Annotated in this window: 22 protein-coding genes; 12 read left to right on the top strand and 10 right to left on the bottom strand. The window is 63.1% G+C overall.

Going from position 1 to position 17,630, the window contains the following annotated elements; all coding sequences use genetic code 11:
* Position 1: 1 nt before the first annotated feature.
* Positions 2-703 carry an SPOR domain-containing protein gene (locus tag ACLEJU_RS06185; RefSeq protein ID WP_313711764.1) on the top strand — a complete coding sequence of 234 codons (702 nt, stop codon included), beginning with the start codon at positions 2-4 and terminating at the stop codon, positions 701-703.
* A 56-nt stretch (positions 704-759) separates the two neighbouring features.
* Here ACLEJU_RS06185 and ACLEJU_RS06180 read toward each other — a convergent pair whose 3' ends face one another.
* On the bottom strand, positions 760-1,179 hold the full coding sequence (locus ACLEJU_RS06180) for an NINE protein (RefSeq protein ID WP_435422359.1): 420 nt from the start codon (positions 1,177-1,179) through the stop codon (positions 760-762).
* 168 nt (positions 1,180-1,347) lie between these two features.
* Between ACLEJU_RS06180 and ACLEJU_RS06175 the strand changes: the two genes are divergently transcribed.
* A complete protein-coding gene (locus ACLEJU_RS06175; protein ID WP_435422358.1) occupies positions 1,348-1,977 on the top strand; it encodes a C40 family peptidase in 630 nt (209 codons plus the stop codon).
* A 69-nt stretch (positions 1,978-2,046) separates the two neighbouring features.
* On the opposite strand, the gene ACLEJU_RS06170 is transcribed toward ACLEJU_RS06175, so the two are convergent.
* On the bottom strand, positions 2,047-3,045 hold the full coding sequence (locus ACLEJU_RS06170; protein ID WP_435422357.1) for a type IV pilus twitching motility protein PilT: 999 nt from the start codon (positions 3,043-3,045) through the stop codon (positions 2,047-2,049).
* Between the two features lie 66 nt (positions 3,046-3,111).
* On the opposite strand from ACLEJU_RS06170, the gene ACLEJU_RS06165 reads away from it, so the two are divergent.
* The 9 genes from ACLEJU_RS06165 (at position 3,112) to ACLEJU_RS06125 (ending at position 9,670) form a co-directional block, all read left to right on the top strand.
* Entirely contained in the window at positions 3,112-3,798 is a 687-nt protein-coding gene (locus ACLEJU_RS06165) for a YggS family pyridoxal phosphate-dependent enzyme (RefSeq protein WP_435422356.1), read from the top strand.
* Between the two features lie 38 nt (positions 3,799-3,836).
* A complete protein-coding gene (gene proC / locus ACLEJU_RS06160) occupies positions 3,837-4,655 on the top strand; it encodes a pyrroline-5-carboxylate reductase (protein ID WP_435422355.1) in 819 nt (272 codons plus the stop codon).
* Between the two features lie 10 nt (positions 4,656-4,665).
* The gene (locus tag ACLEJU_RS06155) at positions 4,666-5,256 is read left to right on the top strand and encodes a YggT family protein (RefSeq protein ID WP_027920981.1); all 591 of its coding nucleotides are present in this window, start codon (positions 4,666-4,668) and stop codon (positions 5,254-5,256) included.
* A gap of 88 nt (positions 5,257-5,344) precedes the next feature.
* Positions 5,345-6,484 carry a homoserine O-succinyltransferase MetX gene (gene metX, locus ACLEJU_RS06150; RefSeq protein ID WP_435422354.1) on the top strand — a complete coding sequence of 380 codons (1,140 nt, stop codon included), beginning with the start codon at positions 5,345-5,347 and terminating at the stop codon, positions 6,482-6,484.
* A 7-nt stretch (positions 6,485-6,491) separates the two neighbouring features.
* Entirely contained in the window at positions 6,492-7,112 is a 621-nt protein-coding gene (gene metW, locus ACLEJU_RS06145) for a methionine biosynthesis protein MetW (RefSeq protein ID WP_435422353.1), read from the top strand.
* 22 nt (positions 7,113-7,134) lie between these two features.
* A complete protein-coding gene (locus tag ACLEJU_RS06140; RefSeq protein WP_435422352.1) occupies positions 7,135-7,569 on the top strand; it encodes a DUF4426 domain-containing protein in 435 nt (144 codons plus the stop codon).
* Entirely contained in the window at positions 7,566-8,162 is a 597-nt protein-coding gene (rdgB, locus tag ACLEJU_RS06135) for an RdgB/HAM1 family non-canonical purine NTP pyrophosphatase (RefSeq protein ID WP_294333795.1), read from the top strand. Before ACLEJU_RS06140 ends, rdgB begins: the two co-directional genes overlap by 4 nt.
* Positions 8,159-9,334, top strand: a complete 1,176-nt coding sequence (hemW, locus tag ACLEJU_RS06130) for a radical SAM family heme chaperone HemW (protein ID WP_435422351.1) — start codon at positions 8,159-8,161, stop codon at positions 9,332-9,334. Before rdgB ends, hemW begins: the two co-directional genes overlap by 4 nt.
* 9 nt (positions 9,335-9,343) lie before the next feature.
* Positions 9,344-9,670: a DUF3392 family protein gene (locus ACLEJU_RS06125; protein ID WP_435422350.1), complete on the top strand. Its 327-nt coding sequence runs from the start codon at positions 9,344-9,346 to the stop codon at positions 9,668-9,670.
* 624 nt (positions 9,671-10,294) lie between these two features.
* Here ACLEJU_RS06125 and trmB read toward each other — a convergent pair.
* From trmB to ACLEJU_RS06105, 4 genes are all read right to left on the bottom strand, one after another.
* The gene (trmB, locus tag ACLEJU_RS06120; protein WP_435422349.1) at positions 10,295-11,017 is read right to left on the bottom strand and encodes a tRNA (guanosine(46)-N7)-methyltransferase TrmB; all 723 of its coding nucleotides are present in this window, start codon (positions 11,015-11,017) and stop codon (positions 10,295-10,297) included.
* 9 nt (positions 11,018-11,026) lie between these two features.
* Positions 11,027-11,839 carry a thiazole synthase gene (locus tag ACLEJU_RS06115; protein WP_027920973.1) on the bottom strand — a complete coding sequence of 271 codons (813 nt, stop codon included), beginning with the start codon at positions 11,837-11,839 and terminating at the stop codon, positions 11,027-11,029.
* A gap of 54 nt (positions 11,840-11,893) precedes the next feature.
* Positions 11,894-12,094 carry a sulfur carrier protein ThiS gene (gene thiS / locus ACLEJU_RS06110; RefSeq protein WP_033696634.1) on the bottom strand — a complete coding sequence of 67 codons (201 nt, stop codon included), beginning with the start codon at positions 12,092-12,094 and terminating at the stop codon, positions 11,894-11,896.
* Between the two features lie 102 nt (positions 12,095-12,196).
* Positions 12,197-12,568: a DUF423 domain-containing protein gene (locus ACLEJU_RS06105; protein ID WP_060498067.1), complete on the bottom strand. Its 372-nt coding sequence runs from the start codon at positions 12,566-12,568 to the stop codon at positions 12,197-12,199.
* A 64-nt stretch (positions 12,569-12,632) separates the two neighbouring features.
* On the opposite strand from ACLEJU_RS06105, the gene mtgA reads away from it, so the two are divergent.
* Positions 12,633-13,343 (top strand): monofunctional biosynthetic peptidoglycan transglycosylase, encoded by a 711-nt coding sequence (gene mtgA, locus ACLEJU_RS06100; RefSeq protein ID WP_435422394.1) that lies wholly within the window; start codon positions 12,633-12,635, stop codon positions 13,341-13,343.
* A 62-nt stretch (positions 13,344-13,405) separates the two neighbouring features.
* Here the strand turns inward: mtgA and rpoH are convergent, their stop codons facing one another.
* The 4 genes from rpoH to ftsY all read right to left on the bottom strand — a co-directional run bounded on the left by rpoH (position 13,406) and on the right by ftsY (position 17,588).
* Positions 13,406-14,260 (bottom strand): RNA polymerase sigma factor RpoH, encoded by an 855-nt coding sequence (gene rpoH / locus ACLEJU_RS06095; protein ID WP_079230062.1) that lies wholly within the window; start codon positions 14,258-14,260, stop codon positions 13,406-13,408.
* Between the two features lie 111 nt (positions 14,261-14,371).
* On the bottom strand, positions 14,372-15,400 hold the full coding sequence (gene ftsX, locus ACLEJU_RS06090) for a permease-like cell division protein FtsX (RefSeq protein ID WP_079230063.1): 1,029 nt from the start codon (positions 15,398-15,400) through the stop codon (positions 14,372-14,374).
* Positions 15,397-16,068 carry a cell division ATP-binding protein FtsE gene (gene ftsE / locus ACLEJU_RS06085; RefSeq protein ID WP_012274659.1) on the bottom strand — a complete coding sequence of 224 codons (672 nt, stop codon included), beginning with the start codon at positions 16,066-16,068 and terminating at the stop codon, positions 15,397-15,399. The genes ftsX and ftsE overlap by 4 nt, the downstream gene beginning before the upstream one ends.
* Before the next feature lie 2 nt (positions 16,069-16,070).
* A complete protein-coding gene (ftsY, locus tag ACLEJU_RS06080) occupies positions 16,071-17,588 on the bottom strand; it encodes a signal recognition particle-docking protein FtsY (protein ID WP_435422348.1) in 1,518 nt (505 codons plus the stop codon).
* Positions 17,589-17,630 lie beyond the last annotated feature (42 nt).

Here is a 17,630-nt window from a genome sequence, read left to right as displayed (position 1 = left end):
GTTGGCTGCCAAGAAAAAACCAGCTCCCAAACGCGGCGCCAGCCGTCAGACGGCCCCAGCCAAACAGCCAATTCCCGGCTGGGTATGGCTGGCGGTCGGCCTGACGGTCGGTGCGTTCATCGTTTTCCTGATGAAGCTCGAACCCGGTGGTGGTGACATCAAGCGCACCAAACCCGAGCAGCAGAAGCCGGAGAAGGTGGCCGAGGCCAGCAAGTCGACCACCGCTGCAACGCCACAGCCACCGGTGAAGCCGAAGTACGACTTCTACACCCTGCTGCCGGAATCCGAGGTGATCGTGCCGCCTGAGGCCGTGCCGGAGAAGACCCCGCCAGTACCTGCGCAGCCGGTAACCCCGGTGACGCCGGCTGAAGCGGCGAAAATCGACACCGCCCGCGCCCAGGCCGCACTGCTGGGTCAGACACCGCCACCCGCACCACCGGTGATCAAGCCGGCAGCGACCACGCAGTACTTCCTGCAGGCTGGCTCGTTCCGCAAGCAGGCCGACGCCGACAAGGTCCGCGCGCAGATCATCCTGCTTGGCCAGGTGGTCAAGGTCGAGTCGGGTACCGTCAAGGAAGAGACCTGGTACCGTGTACTGGTCGGGCCGTTCAGCAACCGCGAGCAACTGACCGTGGCGCAGAAACAGCTGGCGGGGGCCGGGTTCAGCAACCTGCTGCTGCAGCAGCGACAGACCCGTCAGTAACGAAAAAGGCCTTGCCGCACAGCGCGACAAGGCCTTTTTTGTGGGCGACTGCCGCCCTATCGGCTGCGGGCGTTGGCTTCGGAAATCTGGCCGTTCAAGGTCCAGAAGTCGTACAGCACACCAATCAGGAACAGGCCGCCGGTGAAGAAGTAGATGATCGCCGAGATCCACTTGCCCTGGTACAGGCGGTGCACACCAAAAATGCCCAGGAAGGTCAGCAGGATCCAGGCGATGTTGTAGTCGATACGGCCAGACTGGAAACGCATGTCCGCCTCACGGTCCATCGACGGAATCAGGAACAGGTCGATCAGCCAGCCGATGCCGAGCAGGCCCAAGGTGAAGAACCAGATGGTCCCGGTGATCGGCTTGCCGTAGTAGAAACGGTGCGAGCCGGTAAAGCCGAATATCCACAACAGGTAGCCGATGACCTTGCTGTGGGTGTCGTGATACGGCGCCCCTTGCTGATAACTGTTCATTCATAGCCCTCGTGGGTTATCCGAAAATTTTCTAAAGGAAAATGTGACTTTTTCATCGCAGCCCGACGTACGGCAGCATGACAATCGACCAACGGCCCTGAAATTGAGCAAAAAGCTGTTATAAAGTTGCGCGCCAACACACACATAACATTCATAAGAGCTTCATCTATGCCGCCTTTATTCAAGACATGGCTGACCCTCTGCCTATTATTGCCCCTGGCCGCCCACGCCACCAATCGTGAGCAACGTCTTCCCAATGGTTTCACCGGTTACACCAGCAACGCCTCGGTGAAACACGCACCGGTCAAGCAGACCACGCTGCAGGCACGCTCGAACCATACGGGCAAAGGCCACAACTTGCCTGCCGTTGCGGCGATGTCGCCGAAGCAGAGCAGCGATGTGCTCAGCCGTGCGGTCAACGTGCTCGGTACCCCTTATGTTTGGGGCGGCAGCAACCCGAAAAAAGGGTTCGACTGCAGCGGGCTGGTCAAGTATGCGTTCAACGACGTGGCAGACGTCGACTTGCCGCGTACGTCCAATGCCATGGCCCAGGGCCACGGCGTGAAAGTGGCCAAGAGTGACCTCAAGCCAGGCGATCTGATTTTCTTCAACATCAAGAGCCGTCGGGTCAATCACGTTGCCATCTACCTGGGTAACGACCGCTTCATCCATGCGCCGCGCACCGGCAAGCGGGTGAGTATCGACAACCTGAGCAAGCCTTACTGGCAGCAGCACTATGTGGTTGCCAAGCGGGTGCTGCCGAAAGAGCAGCCACAGCTGAGCCTGGCCAAGCGCTGATCCCATCGGCGCTTTCCTGTTCCAGCCTCTTCGCGGACAAAAAACCCCGCGAAGAGGTCGTAACAAGCACTACAGATTGCTGATCAGCCCCTTCTCCCTCAGCCCCCGCATCGCCCCCTCCATCGTCCGCATCCCCTCCGCCGCCCCGGCCTGCATCACCGAACACAACTGTGCCATCCGCCCCTCACGCACCAGGTTGCGTACCGCAGGCGTCGCCACCAGTACTTCTCGCGCCGCCACCCGGCCGCCGCCCACACGCTTGACCAGCACCTGCGCCACCACCAGGCGCAACGACTCCGCCAGCATCGCCCGCACCAGCGGTTTCTCCTCTGCCGCAAACACCTCAACCAGCCGGTCAATGCTGCTGGCCGCCGACCGCGTATGCACCGTGGCCAGCACCAGATGCCCGGTCTCCGCGGCGCGCAACGCCAGGCGGATGGTCTCCAGGTCGCGCAGTTCACCAATCATGATCACATCCGGGTCCTGACGCAGGGCGCTGCGCAGCCCTTGGGCGAAGTCACGACAATGCCGGCCGATCTCTCGCTGATTGACCAGGCTGCGCTGGCTGCTGTGGATAACTTCAACAGGGTCTTCGAGGGTGATGACATGCAGCGCCCGCTCACGGTTGAGCCGGTCGATCAGTGCCGCCAGGGTGCTCGACTTGCCGCTACCGGTCGGACCGCCCACCAGCACCAGCCCATCCGTATGCTGCGCAACGGCTTGAAACACTTCTGCGAGCTCGAGCTCATCGACACTGGCAATACGTTTCGGAATCAGGCGAAGCGTTGCTGCCAGGCCGTTCAGCTGCCGAAACAGGTTGAGACGAAAACGCCCCAGCGATGCCAGTTCCAATACCAGATCCAGCTCATCGCCCTGCAACCATTGCTGGCACTGGTTCTCGTCGAGCAGCGGCGCCAGTGCGTCGCTCAAGGCTGCTGGCGTCACGCTCGGCAGCGTCATGCGCCGCAGCTCGCCATCCACGCGTAGCATCGGTATCTCGCCCACAGCCAGGTGCAGGTCGCTTGCCCCTGCCTCCACGGCCCGGGCCAACAGGTCGGTCACGTCCATGAGACTCCCCAATAGCCATCAAGCAGGTAGAATGCCGAAGACCTCCAGAGCCGACGGCATCGATCCATGTCCACCATAGCAGACAACCTCTCCGCCCTCGCCGCCCGCATCCACAGCGCCGCCCAGGCTGCCGGACGCGACCCGGGCAGCGTCCAGCTGCTGGCGGTGAGCAAGACCAAACCGGCCAGCGCCATTCGCGAAATCCACGCCGCTGGCGTGCGTGATGTCGGTGAAAACTACCTGCAGGAAGCCCTGGCCAAGCAAGAAGAACTGCGCGACCTGCCCTTGATCTGGCACTTCATCGGCCCCATTCAGTCGAACAAGACCAAAGCCATTGCCGAACATTTCGACTGGGTACACTCCGTGGACCGCCTGAAGATCGCCCAACGCCTGTCCGAACAGCGCCCTGCGGGCCTGCCACCGCTGAACATCTGCCTGCAGGTGAACGTCAGCGGCGAAGACAGCAAGTCCGGTTGCGCCCCGGCCGACCTGCCAGCACTGGCCAAGGCCGTGGCGGCACTGCCCAACCTGCGCCTGCGCGGGCTGATGGCGATTCCCGAGCCGACCGAAGACCGAAGCGCCCAGGAGGCCGCCTTCGCCAGCCTGCGCCAGTGTCAGGAAAGCCTTGCCCTTGGCCTGGATACCCTGTCGATGGGCATGAGCCACGACCTGGAAGCGGCCATCGCTCAAGGCGCGACCTGGGTACGTATCGGCACCGCCCTGTTCGGCGCTCGCAATTACGGCCCCGTCTGATTCCATGCTTTACTCACTCTTTCCCTCAAGGACCTGACATGAGCAAGACACGTATTGCCTTTATCGGCGCCGGCAACATGGCCGCCAGCCTGATCGGCGGCCTGCGTGCCCAGGGCATGGACGCGGCGCAGATCCGTGCCAGCGACCCCGGCGCCGAGACCCGCACCCGCGTCCAGGCCGAACACGGCATCGAGGCCTTCGAAGACAACGCCCAGGCCATTGCCGGTGCCGACGTGATCGTGCTGGCGGTTAAACCGCAGGTCATGAAGCCCGTGTGCGAGGCGCTGAAGCCGAACCTGCAAGCTGGCCAGCTGATCGTCTCAATCGCCGCAGGCATCACCTGCGCCAGCCTGCAGACCTGGCTCGGCGCCCGCCCGGTAGTGCGCTGCATGCCCAACACGCCAGCGCTGCTGCGCCAGGGCGTCAGCGGCCTGTACGCCACCGCTGAAGTGTCCGCCGAGCAACGCCAGCAGGCCGAACAGCTACTGTCGGCCGTCGGCACTGCCCTGTGGCTGGAGCAGGAACAACAACTGGACGCCGTCACCGCAGTGTCTGGCAGCGGCCCGGCCTACTTCTTCCTGTTGATCGAAGCGATGACCGCTGCCGGCGAAAAACTGGGCCTGCCACGCGAAACCGCCTCGCAACTGACCCTGCAAACCGCCCTGGGAGCCGCGCACATGGCTGTGGCCAGCGATGTCGATGCGGCAGAGCTGCGCCGCCGCGTCACCTCGCCAGCCGGCACCACCGAAGCGGCGATCAAGTCGTTCCAGGGCAATGGCTTCGAAGCCATCGTCGAGCAGGCGCTGGCAGCGGCGTCGAAGCGTTCCGCCGAACTGGCCGAACAACTGGGCAAATAAGGAGCTGTTGATGAATGCACTGTCCGGCGCCGCGATCTTCGTGGTGCAAACCCTGGTCAGCCTGTACCTGGTGATCGTCCTGCTGCGCTTCGTGCTGCAACTGGTCAAGGCCAACTTCTACAACCCGCTGAGCCAGTTCGCCGTGCGCGCGACCCAGCCACTGCTCAAGCCGATCCGCCGGGTAATCCCCAGCATCGGTGGCCTTGACACCTCGTCGCTGCTGTTGGCGATCGTCATCCAGGCACTGCTGATGGGCTTCGTGCTGATGGTTACCTACGGCACCTTCGGCGACGTCCTGCACTTGCTGATGTGGGCCATCATCGGCATCACCTCGCTGTTTCTGAAGATCTTCTGGGTGGCGATGATCGTCATGGTGATCGTTTCCTGGGTCGCACCGAACAGTCACAACCCGGCTGCCGAGCTGGCCTGGCAGATCAGCGAACCGGTGCTGGCACCATTCCGCCGCATTGTGCCCAACCTGGGCGGCATGGACATCTCGCCGATCTTCGCCTTCCTGGCGATCCAGGTGATCCAGTCGTTCGTCATGCCGCCGCTGGCCGCCTATGCCGGCATGCCACAGGAACTGTGGCGAATGATCTGACCCTATGCGCACCCAGCGGCAAGCCTTTGCTTGCCGCTGGGGGTAGCGCTCTTTAGACTTACGCCTCCGTCAAGCGTGAGCAGGGTCGATGTCCACTGTCCTTCCCGAAGATTCCGTCGGTCTGGTTACACCGCAAATTGCCCGGTTCGATGAACCGCTGGCCCTGGCTTGCGGCCGTTCGCTGAACAGCTACGAGCTGGTCTATGAGACCTATGGCGCCCTGAACGCCAGCGCGAGCAATGCCGTGCTGATCTGCCATGCCCTGTCCGGCCATCACCATGCCGCTGGCTACCATGCCGCCACCGACCGCAAGCCGGGCTGGTGGGACAGCTGCATCGGCCCCGGCAAGCCAATCGATACCAACCGCTTCTTCGTGGTCAGCCTGAACAACCTGGGTGGCTGCAATGGCAGCACGGGCCCGAGCAGCATCAACCCGGCCACCGGCAAGCCCTATGGCGCCGAGTTCCCTGTACTGACGGTGGAAGACTGGGTGCACAGCCAGGCGCGCCTGGCCGATCGCCTGGGCATCCAGCAGTGGGCGGCTATCGTCGGTGGCAGCCTAGGCGGCATGCAGGCCCTGCAGTGGACCATGACCTACCCCGATCGCGTGCGCCACTGTGTGGACATCGCCTCGGCACCCAAGCTGTCGGCGCAGAACATCGCCTTCAACGAAGTGGCGCGTCAGGCCATCCTCACCGACCCCGAGTTCCACGGCGGCTCGTTCCAGGACCAGGGCGTGATCCCCAAGCGCGGCCTGATGCTGGCGCGCATGGTCGGCCACATCACTTACCTGTCCGACGACTCGATGGGCGAAAAATTCGGCCGTGAGCTGAAGAGCGACAAGCTCAACTACGACTTCCACAGTGTCGAATTCCAGGTCGAGAGCTACCTGCGCTATCAGGGTGAAGAATTCTCCGGCCGTTTCGACGCCAACACCTACCTGCTGATGACCAAGGCCCTGGACTACTTCGACCCGGCCGCAGCCAATGGCGGCGACCTGGCCGCGACCCTGGCCCACGTCAAGGCGGATTACTGCATCATGTCGTTCACCACCGACTGGCGCTTCTCCCCTGCCCGCTCGCGGGAGATCGTCGACGCCCTCATGGCGGCACGCAAGAACGTCTGTTATCTGGAGATCGACTCGCCTTATGGCCACGATGCTTTCCTGATCCCAACACCTCGCTACATGCAGGGTTTCGCGAACTACATGAACCGCATCGCCATCTGAGGACAGCATGAGAGCCGATCTGGAAATCATCCACGACTGGATTCCCGCCGGCAGCCGGGTACTCGACCTGGGCTGCGGCAGTGGCGAGCTGCTGGCTTCGCTGCGTGACCGCAAGCACGTCACCGGCTATGGCCTGGAGATCGACCCCGACAACATCGCCGCCTGCGTGGCCAAGGGCGTCAACGTCATCGAGCAGGATCTCGACAAGGGCCTGGGCAACTTTGCCAGCAACAGCTTCGACGTGGTGATCATGACCCAGGCCCTGCAGGCCGTGGAGTACCCTGATCGCATCCTCGACGAGATGCTGCGGGTGGGCCGTCAGTGCATCATCACCTTCCCCAACTTCGGCCACTGGCGCTGCCGCTGGTACCTGGCCACCAAGGGTCGCATGCCGGTTTCGGACTTCATGCCGTACACCTGGTACAACACGCCGAACATCCACTTCTGCACCTTTGCCGACTTCGAAGAGCTGTGCCATGAGCGCCGCGCCAAGGTCCTCGACCGCCTGGCCGTCGACCACTTGCACCGTAACGGGTGGGGTGGGCGGCTTTGGCCTAATCTTCTAGGTGAAATCGGCATCTATCGCGTCAGCAGCCCGGGCCTGCAGGAGCATCAACTGGCGGTCTGACGCCCACCGGAGGACTCGCACCATGCGTCGCCTAGCCCTGTTCCTGATCTGCCTGTGCCTGGCCCTGCCAGTGATGGCGGCCGATGCCGCCCGACCCGAGCGCAAGGAAGTTTTCGGCGACGTGACGGTGCACTACAGCGCCTTCACCTCGAGCATGCTGCAACCTGACATCGCCGCTGCCACCGGGCTCAACCGCAGCAAGAACCAAGGCGTGCTCAACATCGCCGTGCTCAAGGCCGACAAGCCCGCCATGGCGGTGGTCAGCGGCACGGTGAAGGACCTGACCGGGCGTACCAGCCCGCTGTCGTTCAAGCAGATAACCGACCAGGGTGCGGTGTACTACATCGCCCAGTTCAAGATCGAGCAGGCCGAGACCCTGACCTTCGAACTCAACGTCGAAACCGGCGGGGTCAGCCATCAACTCAGTTTCAACCAGGAAGTGTTCCCAGGCGAATGATGAATTTCCAGCAACTCGTATTGGCCAGCCACAACGCCGGCAAACTCAAGGAACTCCAGGCCATGCTCGGCCAGTCCGTACAGCTGCGCTCGATCGGTGAGTTCAGCCAGGTAGAGCCCGAAGAGACCGGCCTGTCGTTCGTCGAGAATGCCATCCTCAAGGCCCGCAACGCTGCACGCATCTCCGGCCTGCCAGCCTTGGCCGACGATTCCGGCCTGGCCGTGGACTTCCTCGGTGGCGCGCCAGGCATCTATTCGGCGCGCTATGCCGATGGCAAGGGTGACGCGGCGAACAACGCCAAACTGCTCGAAGCCCTGAAGGACGTGCCGCCTGAGCAGCGCGGCGCCCAGTTCGTCTGCGTGTTGGCCCTGGTGCGCCACGCCGATGACCCGCTGCCGATCCTTTGCGAAGGCCTGTGGCACGGCAGCATCCTGTTCGAAGCCAGCGGCGAGCACGGTTTCGGCTACGACCCGCTGTTCTGGGTACCCGAGCGTAAGTGTTCCAGCGCTGACCTCGCCCCTGTGGATAAGAATCAGCTCAGCCACCGCGCTCGCGCCATGGCCTTGCTGCGTCAACGTCTGGGCCTGGCATGATCGCAACGCTGTCCCAAGCTGGCGCGGTGGCGCTCACCAGCCTGCCGCCGCTGGCGCTGTACATCCACATCCCGTGGTGTGTACGCAAATGCCCTTACTGCGACTTCAACTCCCACGCCGCCGGGCCTGAGCTGCCGGAAGAGGCCTACGTCGACGCCCTGTTGACCGACCTCGACCTGGAACTGGCCGCTGTGCAGGGCCGGCCCTTGTCGTCGATCTTCTTCGGCGGCGGTACGCCAAGCCTGTTCAGTGCCAATGCCCTGGGGCGTCTGCTGCGTGGCGTGGAGCATCGCATCCCGTTCGCGGCAGACATCGAGATCACGCTAGAGGCCAACCCAGGCACCTTCGAGCAGGAGAAGTTCAAGGCCTACCGGCAGACCGGCATCAACCGCCTGTCCATCGGCGTGCAGAGCTTTCAGCCTGCCAAACTGGAAGCGCTGGGGCGTATCCACAATGGCGATGAAGCGATCCGCGCCGCGGGCATGGCGCGTGCGGCCGGCTTCGACAACTTCAACATGGACCTGATGCACGGCCTGCCCGACCAGTCGCTGGACGACGCTCTGGGTGATCTGCGCCAGGCCATCGACCTCGGGCCGACTCATCTATCGTGGTACCAGCTGACCGTCGAGCCGAACACGGTGTTCTGGAACCAGCCGCCGGAGCTGCCAGAAGACGATATCCTCTGGGACATCCAGGAAGCCGGCCAGGCGCTGATGGCGGCCAACGGTTTCAAGCAGTATGAAGTTTCGGCTTATGCCCAGGCTGACCGTGCCGCCAGACACAACCTCAACTACTGGCGCTTCGGTGACTTCATCGGCATCGGTGCCGGCGCCCACGGCAAGCTGACCTTTGTCGATGGCCGAATCCTGCGTACCTGGAAGACCCGCCTGCCGAAGGACTACCTGAACCTGGCCAAACCGTTCAAGGCCGGCGAAAAGCTGTTGCCGGTGGACGAGCTGCCGTTCGAGTTCCTGATGAACGCCCTGCGCCTCACCGATGGCGTTGAAGCCGAGCTGTTCACCCAGCGCACCGGGCTGCCCCTGGCGCAGCTGGCCGAAGCCCGCCGCGCAGCCGAACAAAAGGGCCTTTTGCAGGTCGAACCGGATCGACTGGTGGCCACGCCGCGCGGCCAGCTGTTCCTCAATGACTTGCTGCAGTATTTCTTGACCTAAGGATGACCCATGGATCTGGTACTTGATCTGCTCGCCACGGTTTCGCGCTGGAGCCGCAGCAATCTGTCTGAGATTTCCCTGGCCCTGGTAGGCTGCCTGCTGGTGCTGTTCGGCACCGCTATCAAAGGCTGGGTGGACCAGCGTCTGGGTGCCCTGGCGGGCGCGCTACGGGTGCCGGTGATGGCTGCCCTGGTGATGATCGGCAGTGGAGCGGCGCTGATCTATGCCACGCCGTGGGTGGTGAAGGGGTTGGGGCAGTTCAACAACTACGCGCTGGCGCCGGTGTTGTTGGTGGTGCTGGTGTTGATTGGTGTGGTGGCTGACCGCCGCGGGTGAGCCTGCTAAAAGCTGCCCCGGGGAACCGGGGCAGCCCTACCACCTGACTAGCCCTTACTGGGCGTCATCGAAGTGATCACGCATGAAGTCTCGAACGGTCTTGAGCACAGTCAAGATCCGGATGAGCTTCCAGACGCGGCTCAGCGCATCAAGCAAACGCTTCATATGCCTTGGCCTCCGTGTTGGCGGGCCAATCTTCCAGCATCTAACCGGCGCTTCGATGCCTTCGAAAACGGTGTGAATTTTCAGTGAAGTGGCCAGGTGGATGGCCCTTCGAATCAAATCACCGGCACGGTTCTCAGGTCGTGTCAAAGGGGCCGAATGCAGAATTCTTTCTTACCCGGCCCATCACTGAATTGATTCACACTGGAGCAGCGCAATCATACTTGGAACACCGGACCGAGGCTGTTAATTGCTCTGACACACGTGATGCCGAATATTTCTGATCATTGACGCGGCATCCATGGCTGCTTAAGATCGATTCAACGGTGTGGGTTTTCAGTGAAACCCAGAGCGAAGGATACTCAGTCCTGTCGCTCCCATAAAAAAACCGCTCTTCTCAGAGCGGTTTTTTTCGCCTGCATTTCTACAAGCCTCAGCGTATCGAAAGGCTCAATCCGCCAATCAATCCACCTTCTCGAACTTCAAATCCCACACCCCATGCCCCAGCCGCTCGCCGCGGCGTTCGAACTTGGTGATCGGGCGCTCTTCCGGGCGTGGCACGTAGGTACCGTCTTCAGCACGGTTGCGATAGCCCGGGGCGGCGCTCATCACTTCCAGCATGTACTCGGCATACGGCTCCCAGTCGGTGGCCATGTGGAACACACCACCGGGCTTGAGCTTGCGACGTACCAGTTCGGCGAACTCCAGCTGGACGATACGGCGCTTGTGGTGACGCGCCTTGTGCCACGGGTCGGGGAAGAACAGCATCAGGCGGTCGAGGCTGTTGTCGGCCACGCAGCGGTTGAGCACTTCAATCGCATCGCAGTCGTACACCCGCAGGTTCTTCAGGCCCTGGGTCAGCACGCCGTTGAGCAGCGCGCCAACACCCGGACGGTGCACTTCGACACCGATGAAGTCCTGTTCAGGCGCGGCAGCGGCCATTTCCAGTAGGGAATGGCCCATGCCGAAGCCGATCTCCAGGGTACGCGGCGCCAAACGGCCGAACACCTGGTCGTAGTCCACCGGGCTGTCGGCCAGCGGCAGGATGAACTGAGGGCCGCCCTGGTCGAGGCCGCGTTGCTGGCCTTCGGTCATGCGCCCGGCGCGCATCACGAAGCTCTTGATGCGGCGGTGTGGGCGCTGGTCGCCGTCGGCGGAGATCGGCGTATCTTGCGAGTCAGTCATCAGGGGCTCTTACTTGATCAGACCATCCAGCGGCGAAGAGGCGCTGGCATAAAGTTTTTTCGGCATACGGCCGGCCAGGTAGGCCATGCGGCCAGCGAGAATGGCGTGCTTCATGGCCTCGGCCATCAGCACCGGCTGCTGGGCGTGGGCGATGGCCGAGTTCATTAGCACGGCTTCACAACCCATTTCCATGGCGATGGTGGCATCGGAGGCGGTACCGACACCCGCGTCAACCAGCACCGGCACCTTGGACTCTTCCAGGATGATCTGCAGGTTGTACGGGTTGCAGATGCCCAGGCCAGTGCCGATCAGGCCGGCCAGCGGCATCACCGCGATGCAGCCGGCTTCGGCCAGCTGGCGGGCGATGATCGGGTCGTCACTGGTGTAAACCATCACGTCGAAGCCGTCTTTGACCAGCACTTCGGCGGCCTTGAGGGTTTCGATCACGTTGGGGAACAGGGTTTTCTGGTCGGCCAGCACTTCCAGCTTCACCAGGGTGCGCGACTCGTGGGACTTGTGGCCATCGAGCAGCTCGCGGGCCAGGCGGCAGGTACGCACCGCCTCGACAGCGTCAAAGCAACCTGCGGTGTTTGGCAGGATGGTGTACTTGTCGGGCGATAGCACGTCGAGCAGGTTCGGCTCGCCCGCATTCTGGCCAAGGTTGGTCCGGCGCACGGCCACGGTGACGATCTCGGCACCCGAGGCCTCGGTGGCCAGACGGGTTTCTTCCATGTCACGGTACTTGCCGGTGCCGACCAGCAGGCGCGACTGGAAAGTGCGCCCGGCCAGGATGAAAGGCTTGTCGCTACGAACGTTGCTCATCGTTGTTCCTCGGGAAAAGATTGCTGGGCTTGCAGGTGAATCGCCGGGCCGGGCTCAGCCGCCACCGATGGCGTGGACCACTTCGACCTGGTCGCCTTCGTTCAGCTGCGTGCTGTCGTGCTGGCTACGCGGCACGATATCCAGGTTGAGTTCCACCGCTACCCGGCGCCCGGTCAGTTCCAGGCGGGTCAGCAGGGCCGCGACGCTTTCGCCAGCGGGCAATTCGTAAGGTTCACCGTTCAGTTGAATGCGCATGCGCACGGTCACCATTGTTCTTTGGGGCCCGCATTCTAGCGCCGATCCACGCATGAACCCAAGGGCACTGCACGCCATTAGTCGCGATTCTGGACCGATTGGTCAGCCCAGGCGCCAGGCAGCCAGGCCCAGGCACAGCCAACCGGCGAGGAAGCACAGGCCGCCGATGGGAGTGATGATGCCCAATTTGCCCAGGCCGCTGAGAGTCAGCAGGTACAGGCTACCGGAGAACAGCACGATCCCCAGGGCGAACAGACCGCCGGCCCAGCCGACCAGGCGCCCAGGCAGGTGCGCCGACAGCACGGCGACACCGAAGATCGCCAAGGCATGCACCAGCTGATAGGTCACTCCCGTGTGGAATATGGCCAGGTAATCGGCCGTCAGGCGGTTCTTCAGCCCATGTGCGGCGAACGCGCCCAAGGCGACGCCGGTAAAGCCGAAGAAGGCGGCGAGCATGAGGAAGCTGCGAAGCATGGGACGACTCCTGGTATCGGGTCTGTATAATGGCCCGTTCCACCGGTCCGGCCAAGCCATTGCCATGCTGTCATCCATTCTCCGCCGCCTCGCCCGCGCCCTGCTCTGGTTCGCTGCTGGCAGCATCGTGCTGGTGCTGGTGTTTCGCTGGGTACCACCGCCTGGCACGGCCTTGATGCTCGAGCGCAAGGTGCAATCATGGGTGAGTGGCGAACCGATCGACATGCAACGCGACTGGGAACCGTGGGAAAACATCTCCGACGAGCTCAAGGTGGCGGTCATCGCCGGGGAAGACCAGAAGTTCGCCAGCCATTGGGGCTTCGACATTCCGGCCATTCAGGCGGCGCTGGCGTACAACGAGCGTGGCGGCAGCATTCGTGGTGCCAGTACCCTGACTCAGCAGGTGGCCAAGAACCTCTTCCTGTGGTCGGGTCGCAGCTATTTCCGCAAGGGTCTGGAGGCCTGGTTCACCGCGCTGATCGAACTGTTCTGGTCGAAGGAGCGGATTCTCGAGGTCTACCTGAACAGCGCCGAATGGGGCAAAGGCGTGTTCGGTGCCCAGGCTGCGGCGCGTTATCACTTTGGCGTGGATGCCAGCCGACTGACCCGCCAGCAGGCCGCTCAGCTGGCCGCCGTGCTGCCGAGCCCGATCAAATGGAGTGCCAGCCGGCCCAGCGCCTATGTGGCCAGCCGGGCAGGCTGGATTCGCCGGCAGATGAGCCAACTGGGCGGCCCCAGCTACCTGATGCAACTGGACAGCTCGCGCAGGCCATGAGCCTCAATAAAAAAGCCGCTCACCCTCTCGGGTCAGCGGCTTTTCAATGCAGCCAGGCTTGATCAGATGGTGATCAGCGCCTTGACCTTGTTCATCGCATTCTTCTCCAGCTGGCGAATACGCTCAGCCGACACGCTGTACTTGTCAGCCAGCTCATGCAACGTGGCCTTTTCTTCCGCCAACCAGCGCTGGTAGAGAATATCGCGGCTACGATCATCCAGGCCTTGCAGTGCTTCGTGCAGGTTGCTGGTGGAGTTGTCGCTCCAGTCGGCGTCCTCCAGCTGCACAGCCGGGTCGTAGCGGTGGTCTTCCAGATAATGCGCTGGCGACTGGAAGGCGCTGTCGTCATCCGCTTCGGCTGCCGGGTCGAAGGCCATGTCCTGGCCACTCAGGCGGCTTTCCATCTCGCGCACTTCACGGGGCTCGACGCCGAGGCTTTCCGCCACGCGATGCACTTCGTCATTGTTCAGCCAGGCCAGACGCTTCTTCTGGCTGCGCAGATTGAAGAACAGCTTGCGCTGGGCCTTGGTGGTGGCCACCTTGACGATGCGCCAGTTGCGCAGGATGAATTCGTGGATCTCTGCCTTGATCCAGTGCACGGCGAAGGACACCAGGCGCACACCCATTTCCGGGTTGAAGCGCTTGACCGCCTTCATCAGGCCGACGTTGCCTTCCTGGATCAGGTCGGCCTGGGCCAGCCCGTAGCCTGCATAGCTACGCGCAATATGTACAACGAAACGCAGGTGGGCCATCACCATTTGCCGAGCGGCCTCGAGATCCTGCTCGTAGTAGAGACGCTCGGCCAGATCACGCTCCTGCTCGACAGACAGCAGCGGGATGCTGTTGACCGTGTGCACGTAGGCTTCCAGGTTCGCACCGGGTACCAGGGCATAGGCAGGTTGCAACGATGTGGTCATTCAAGAACCTCCGACTTACAAAACTCGCGCCTTGTGAGCGCTGCCAACATTGACCCGGAACGACCGTACAAGTTCCATCGTGAAGAAAATGTCAATGCTGGCACGTAAAAACTATCGCGGTGCCAGCTCGTTCAAGTGGCGGGCGACTGCGATCCATGCACCGATATACCCCAACAGCACCGCTCCGATCAAGAGCGACAGACCATCGGACGCTGGCACCCCGCCCAGGGCGAAGTCACTGCCATACAGCCCGGACAGCCCTACCACGGCCTCGTTCAGCCAGTTCAGGCCGAAGGCCAGGATGGCCCAGGCCAGCACGCCCGCACCCAGGCCGTACAAGGCGCCCATGTACAGGAAAGGCCGGCGTACGTAGCTGTCGGTGCCGCCTACCAGCTTGATCACTTCGATCTCGATACGGCGGTTTTCGATATGTAGACGAATTGTGTTACCGATTACTAACAGCAGCGCGGAAATCAGCATCACTGCCAATCCGAAGACAAAGCGGTCGCCCAGCTTGAGGATTGCCGCCAGGCGCTCCACCCATACCAGGTCCAGCTGCGCGTTCTCCACCCTTGGCAGCTCCGACAGGCGCTGACGCAGAGCTTCCAAGGCCGGCTTGTCGACCTCGGTCGGGGTCACCACCACCACACCAGGCAACGGGTTGTCAGGCAGCTCGCGCAGGGCTTCGCCCAGCCCGGACTGCTGCTGGAACTCTTCCAGGGCCTGCCCGGGGCTTACGTACTGGGCGTCGGCGACACCCGGCATGCGCCTGATGTCGTCGCGCAGGGCTTCACCCTGCTGGCTTCCCGCATCGAGCTTGAGGTACAGCGAAATCTGCGCAGCGCGCTGCCAGGAGCCTCCCAGCACCTCGATGTTCTTTAACAGCAACGACAGGCCCATGGGCATGCTCAGGGCCACGGCCATCACCAGGCAGGTGAAGAAGCTACCGATCGGCTGCTTGCCCAGGCGCCGCAGGCTGTCGGCCAGGCTGGCGCGGTGGCTTTCCAGCCAGGCGTGCAGCAGGGTGCGGAAGTCCGGGCCGTCGTCGTCGTGATCGCCGCCCTTCTTCTTGGCCGGTTGCGGGTCGGCAGCCTTGGGCGCAACGCGCTCGGAAACCTTTGGTGTACGTGTAGTGCTCATTGCCCGGCCTCCCCATCGCCGATCAGACGACCGCGCTGCAGGGTCAGCATGCGGTGGCGCATGCGCGCAATCAGTGCCAGGTCGTGACTGGCGATCAGAACCGTGGTGCCCAGGCGGTTGATGTCCTCGAACACGCCCATGATCTCCGCAGCCAGGCGCGGGTCGAGGTTACCGGTAGGCTCATCCGCCAGCAGCAAGGCCGGTTGGTGGACGATGGCGCGGGCGATACCGACCCGCTGCTGCTGGCCGGTGGACAGGTCGGCCGGGAACAGCTCGCCCTTGTCGGACAGCGAAACGCGCTCCAGCGCCGAGTCCACGCGCTTGGCGATCTCGGCCTTGGACAAGCCGAGAATCTGCAGCGGCAGAGCGATGTTGTTGAACACCGTGCGGTCGAACAGCAGCTGGTGGTTCTGGAACACCACGCCGATCTGCCGGCGCAGGAACGGGATCTGCGCATTGCTGATCTGGCCCAGGTCCTGCCCGGCCAGCATGAGCTTGCCGCTGGTCGGGCGTTCCATGGCCAGCAGCAGGCGCAGCAAGGTGCTCTTGCCCGCGCCCGAGTGCCCGGTGACGAACAGGAATTCGCCCCGGCGCGCCCGGAAACTCAGCTCATGCAAGCCGACATGGCCGTTAGGGTAGCGCTTGGCAACCTGTTCGAATCGGATCATGGTCAGTCTCGCTCGGCGAACAGAGCCTTGACGAACGGCTCGGCTTCGAAAGTACGCAGGTCGTCGATACCTTCACCGACGCCGATGAAGCGGATCGGGATGCTGAACTGCTTGGCCAGGGCAAAGATCACCCCACCTTTGGCAGTGCCGTCCAGCTTGGTCAGGGCCAGGCCAGTCAGCTCGACGCTCTGGTTGAAGTACTTGGCCTGGCTGATGGCGTTCTGCCCCGTACCGGCGTCGAGCACCAGCAGCACTTCGTGCGGTGCCTCGGTGTCGAGCTTGCCGATGACCCGGCGGACCTTCTTCAGCTCTTCCATCAGGTTGTCTTTGGTGTGCAGGCGGCCGGCGGTGTCGGCGATCAGCACATCGACACCACGGGCCTTGGCGGCCTGCACAGCGTCGAAGATCACCGAGGCGGAATCGGCGCCGGTATGCTGGGCGATCACCGGGATCTGGTTACGCTCGCCCCAGACCTGCAGCTGCTCCACGGCAGCGGCACGGAAGGTGTCACCGGCAGCCAGCATGACCTTCTTGCCTTCCAGTTGCAGCTTCTTGGCCAGCTTGCCGATGGTGGTGGTCTTGCCGGCACCGTTCACGCCGACCACAAGGATCACATAGGGCTTGTTCTGCGCCTGGACCTTCAGCGGCTGCTCGACCGGGCGCAGCAATGCGGCCAGCTCTTCCTGCAGCGACTTGTACAGCGCGTCGGCGTCAGCCAGCTGCTTGCGGGCAACCTTCTGGGTCAGGTTCTGGACGATGGCCGAGGTCGCCTCGACGCCGACGTCGGCGGTCAACAGGCGGGTTTCGATCTCGTCGAGCAGGTCGTCATCGATGACCTTCTTGCCCAGGAACAGGCTGGCCATGCCTTCGCCGATGCTGGCGCTGGTCTTCGACAGGCCCTGCTTGAGGCGGGCGAAGAAACCGGGCTTGGACTGCTCGGTGGCAACCGGGGCAGCCACCACGGGGACTGGTTCCGGTTCGGCGGGTGCAGGGACCGCGACAGGGGCCACGACCACCGGCTCCGGTGCCGGACGCTCCGGTATCACCGGCGGCGCCTTCGGCTCCAGGTCTGGCACCAGCGCGACGGGCTCTTCAGCAACCGGAAGCACCAGGTTGCTGACAGGGGCGGCATGCTCGACTACAGGGGCAACCTCGATTGGTGCCGCTTGCAGAGGCACGGAGGCGACAGGTTCAGGCGCCGGTGCGACCAGGGGCGCAGAAGCAATCGGCTCTGGCTCGGGCGCCTGCAGTGGCTGGGAAGCGACTGGCTCTGGCACAGGCGCTTCGACCACCGCAGGCACAGGCTCGACCGGTGCGGGCTGCTGCGCCTCGACAAGCGGCTGCTCGGCTGCAGGCTGCGGCGCTACCGGCTCCGCCGGCTGCACCTCGGGCGCTTGTGGCTCGGCCGTTTGAGGCTGTTCGGCGACAGGTTGCTGCGGCTTCTTGCGAAACCAGCTGAACAGGCCTTTTTTCTCGCCAGCCTCGGCCGGCGCTTTTTTGTCGTCGTTGGAACCAAACATGGAAGACGGCTATCTCAGGGTAGCGATGGGCCAGCAGCTGGC

It is taken from the genome of Pseudomonas sp. SMN11, assembly GCF_052041945.1.
GTDB lineage: Bacteria > Pseudomonadota > Gammaproteobacteria > Pseudomonadales > Pseudomonadaceae > Aquipseudomonas.
This window is presented reverse-complemented; position numbering and strand designations above follow the sequence as displayed.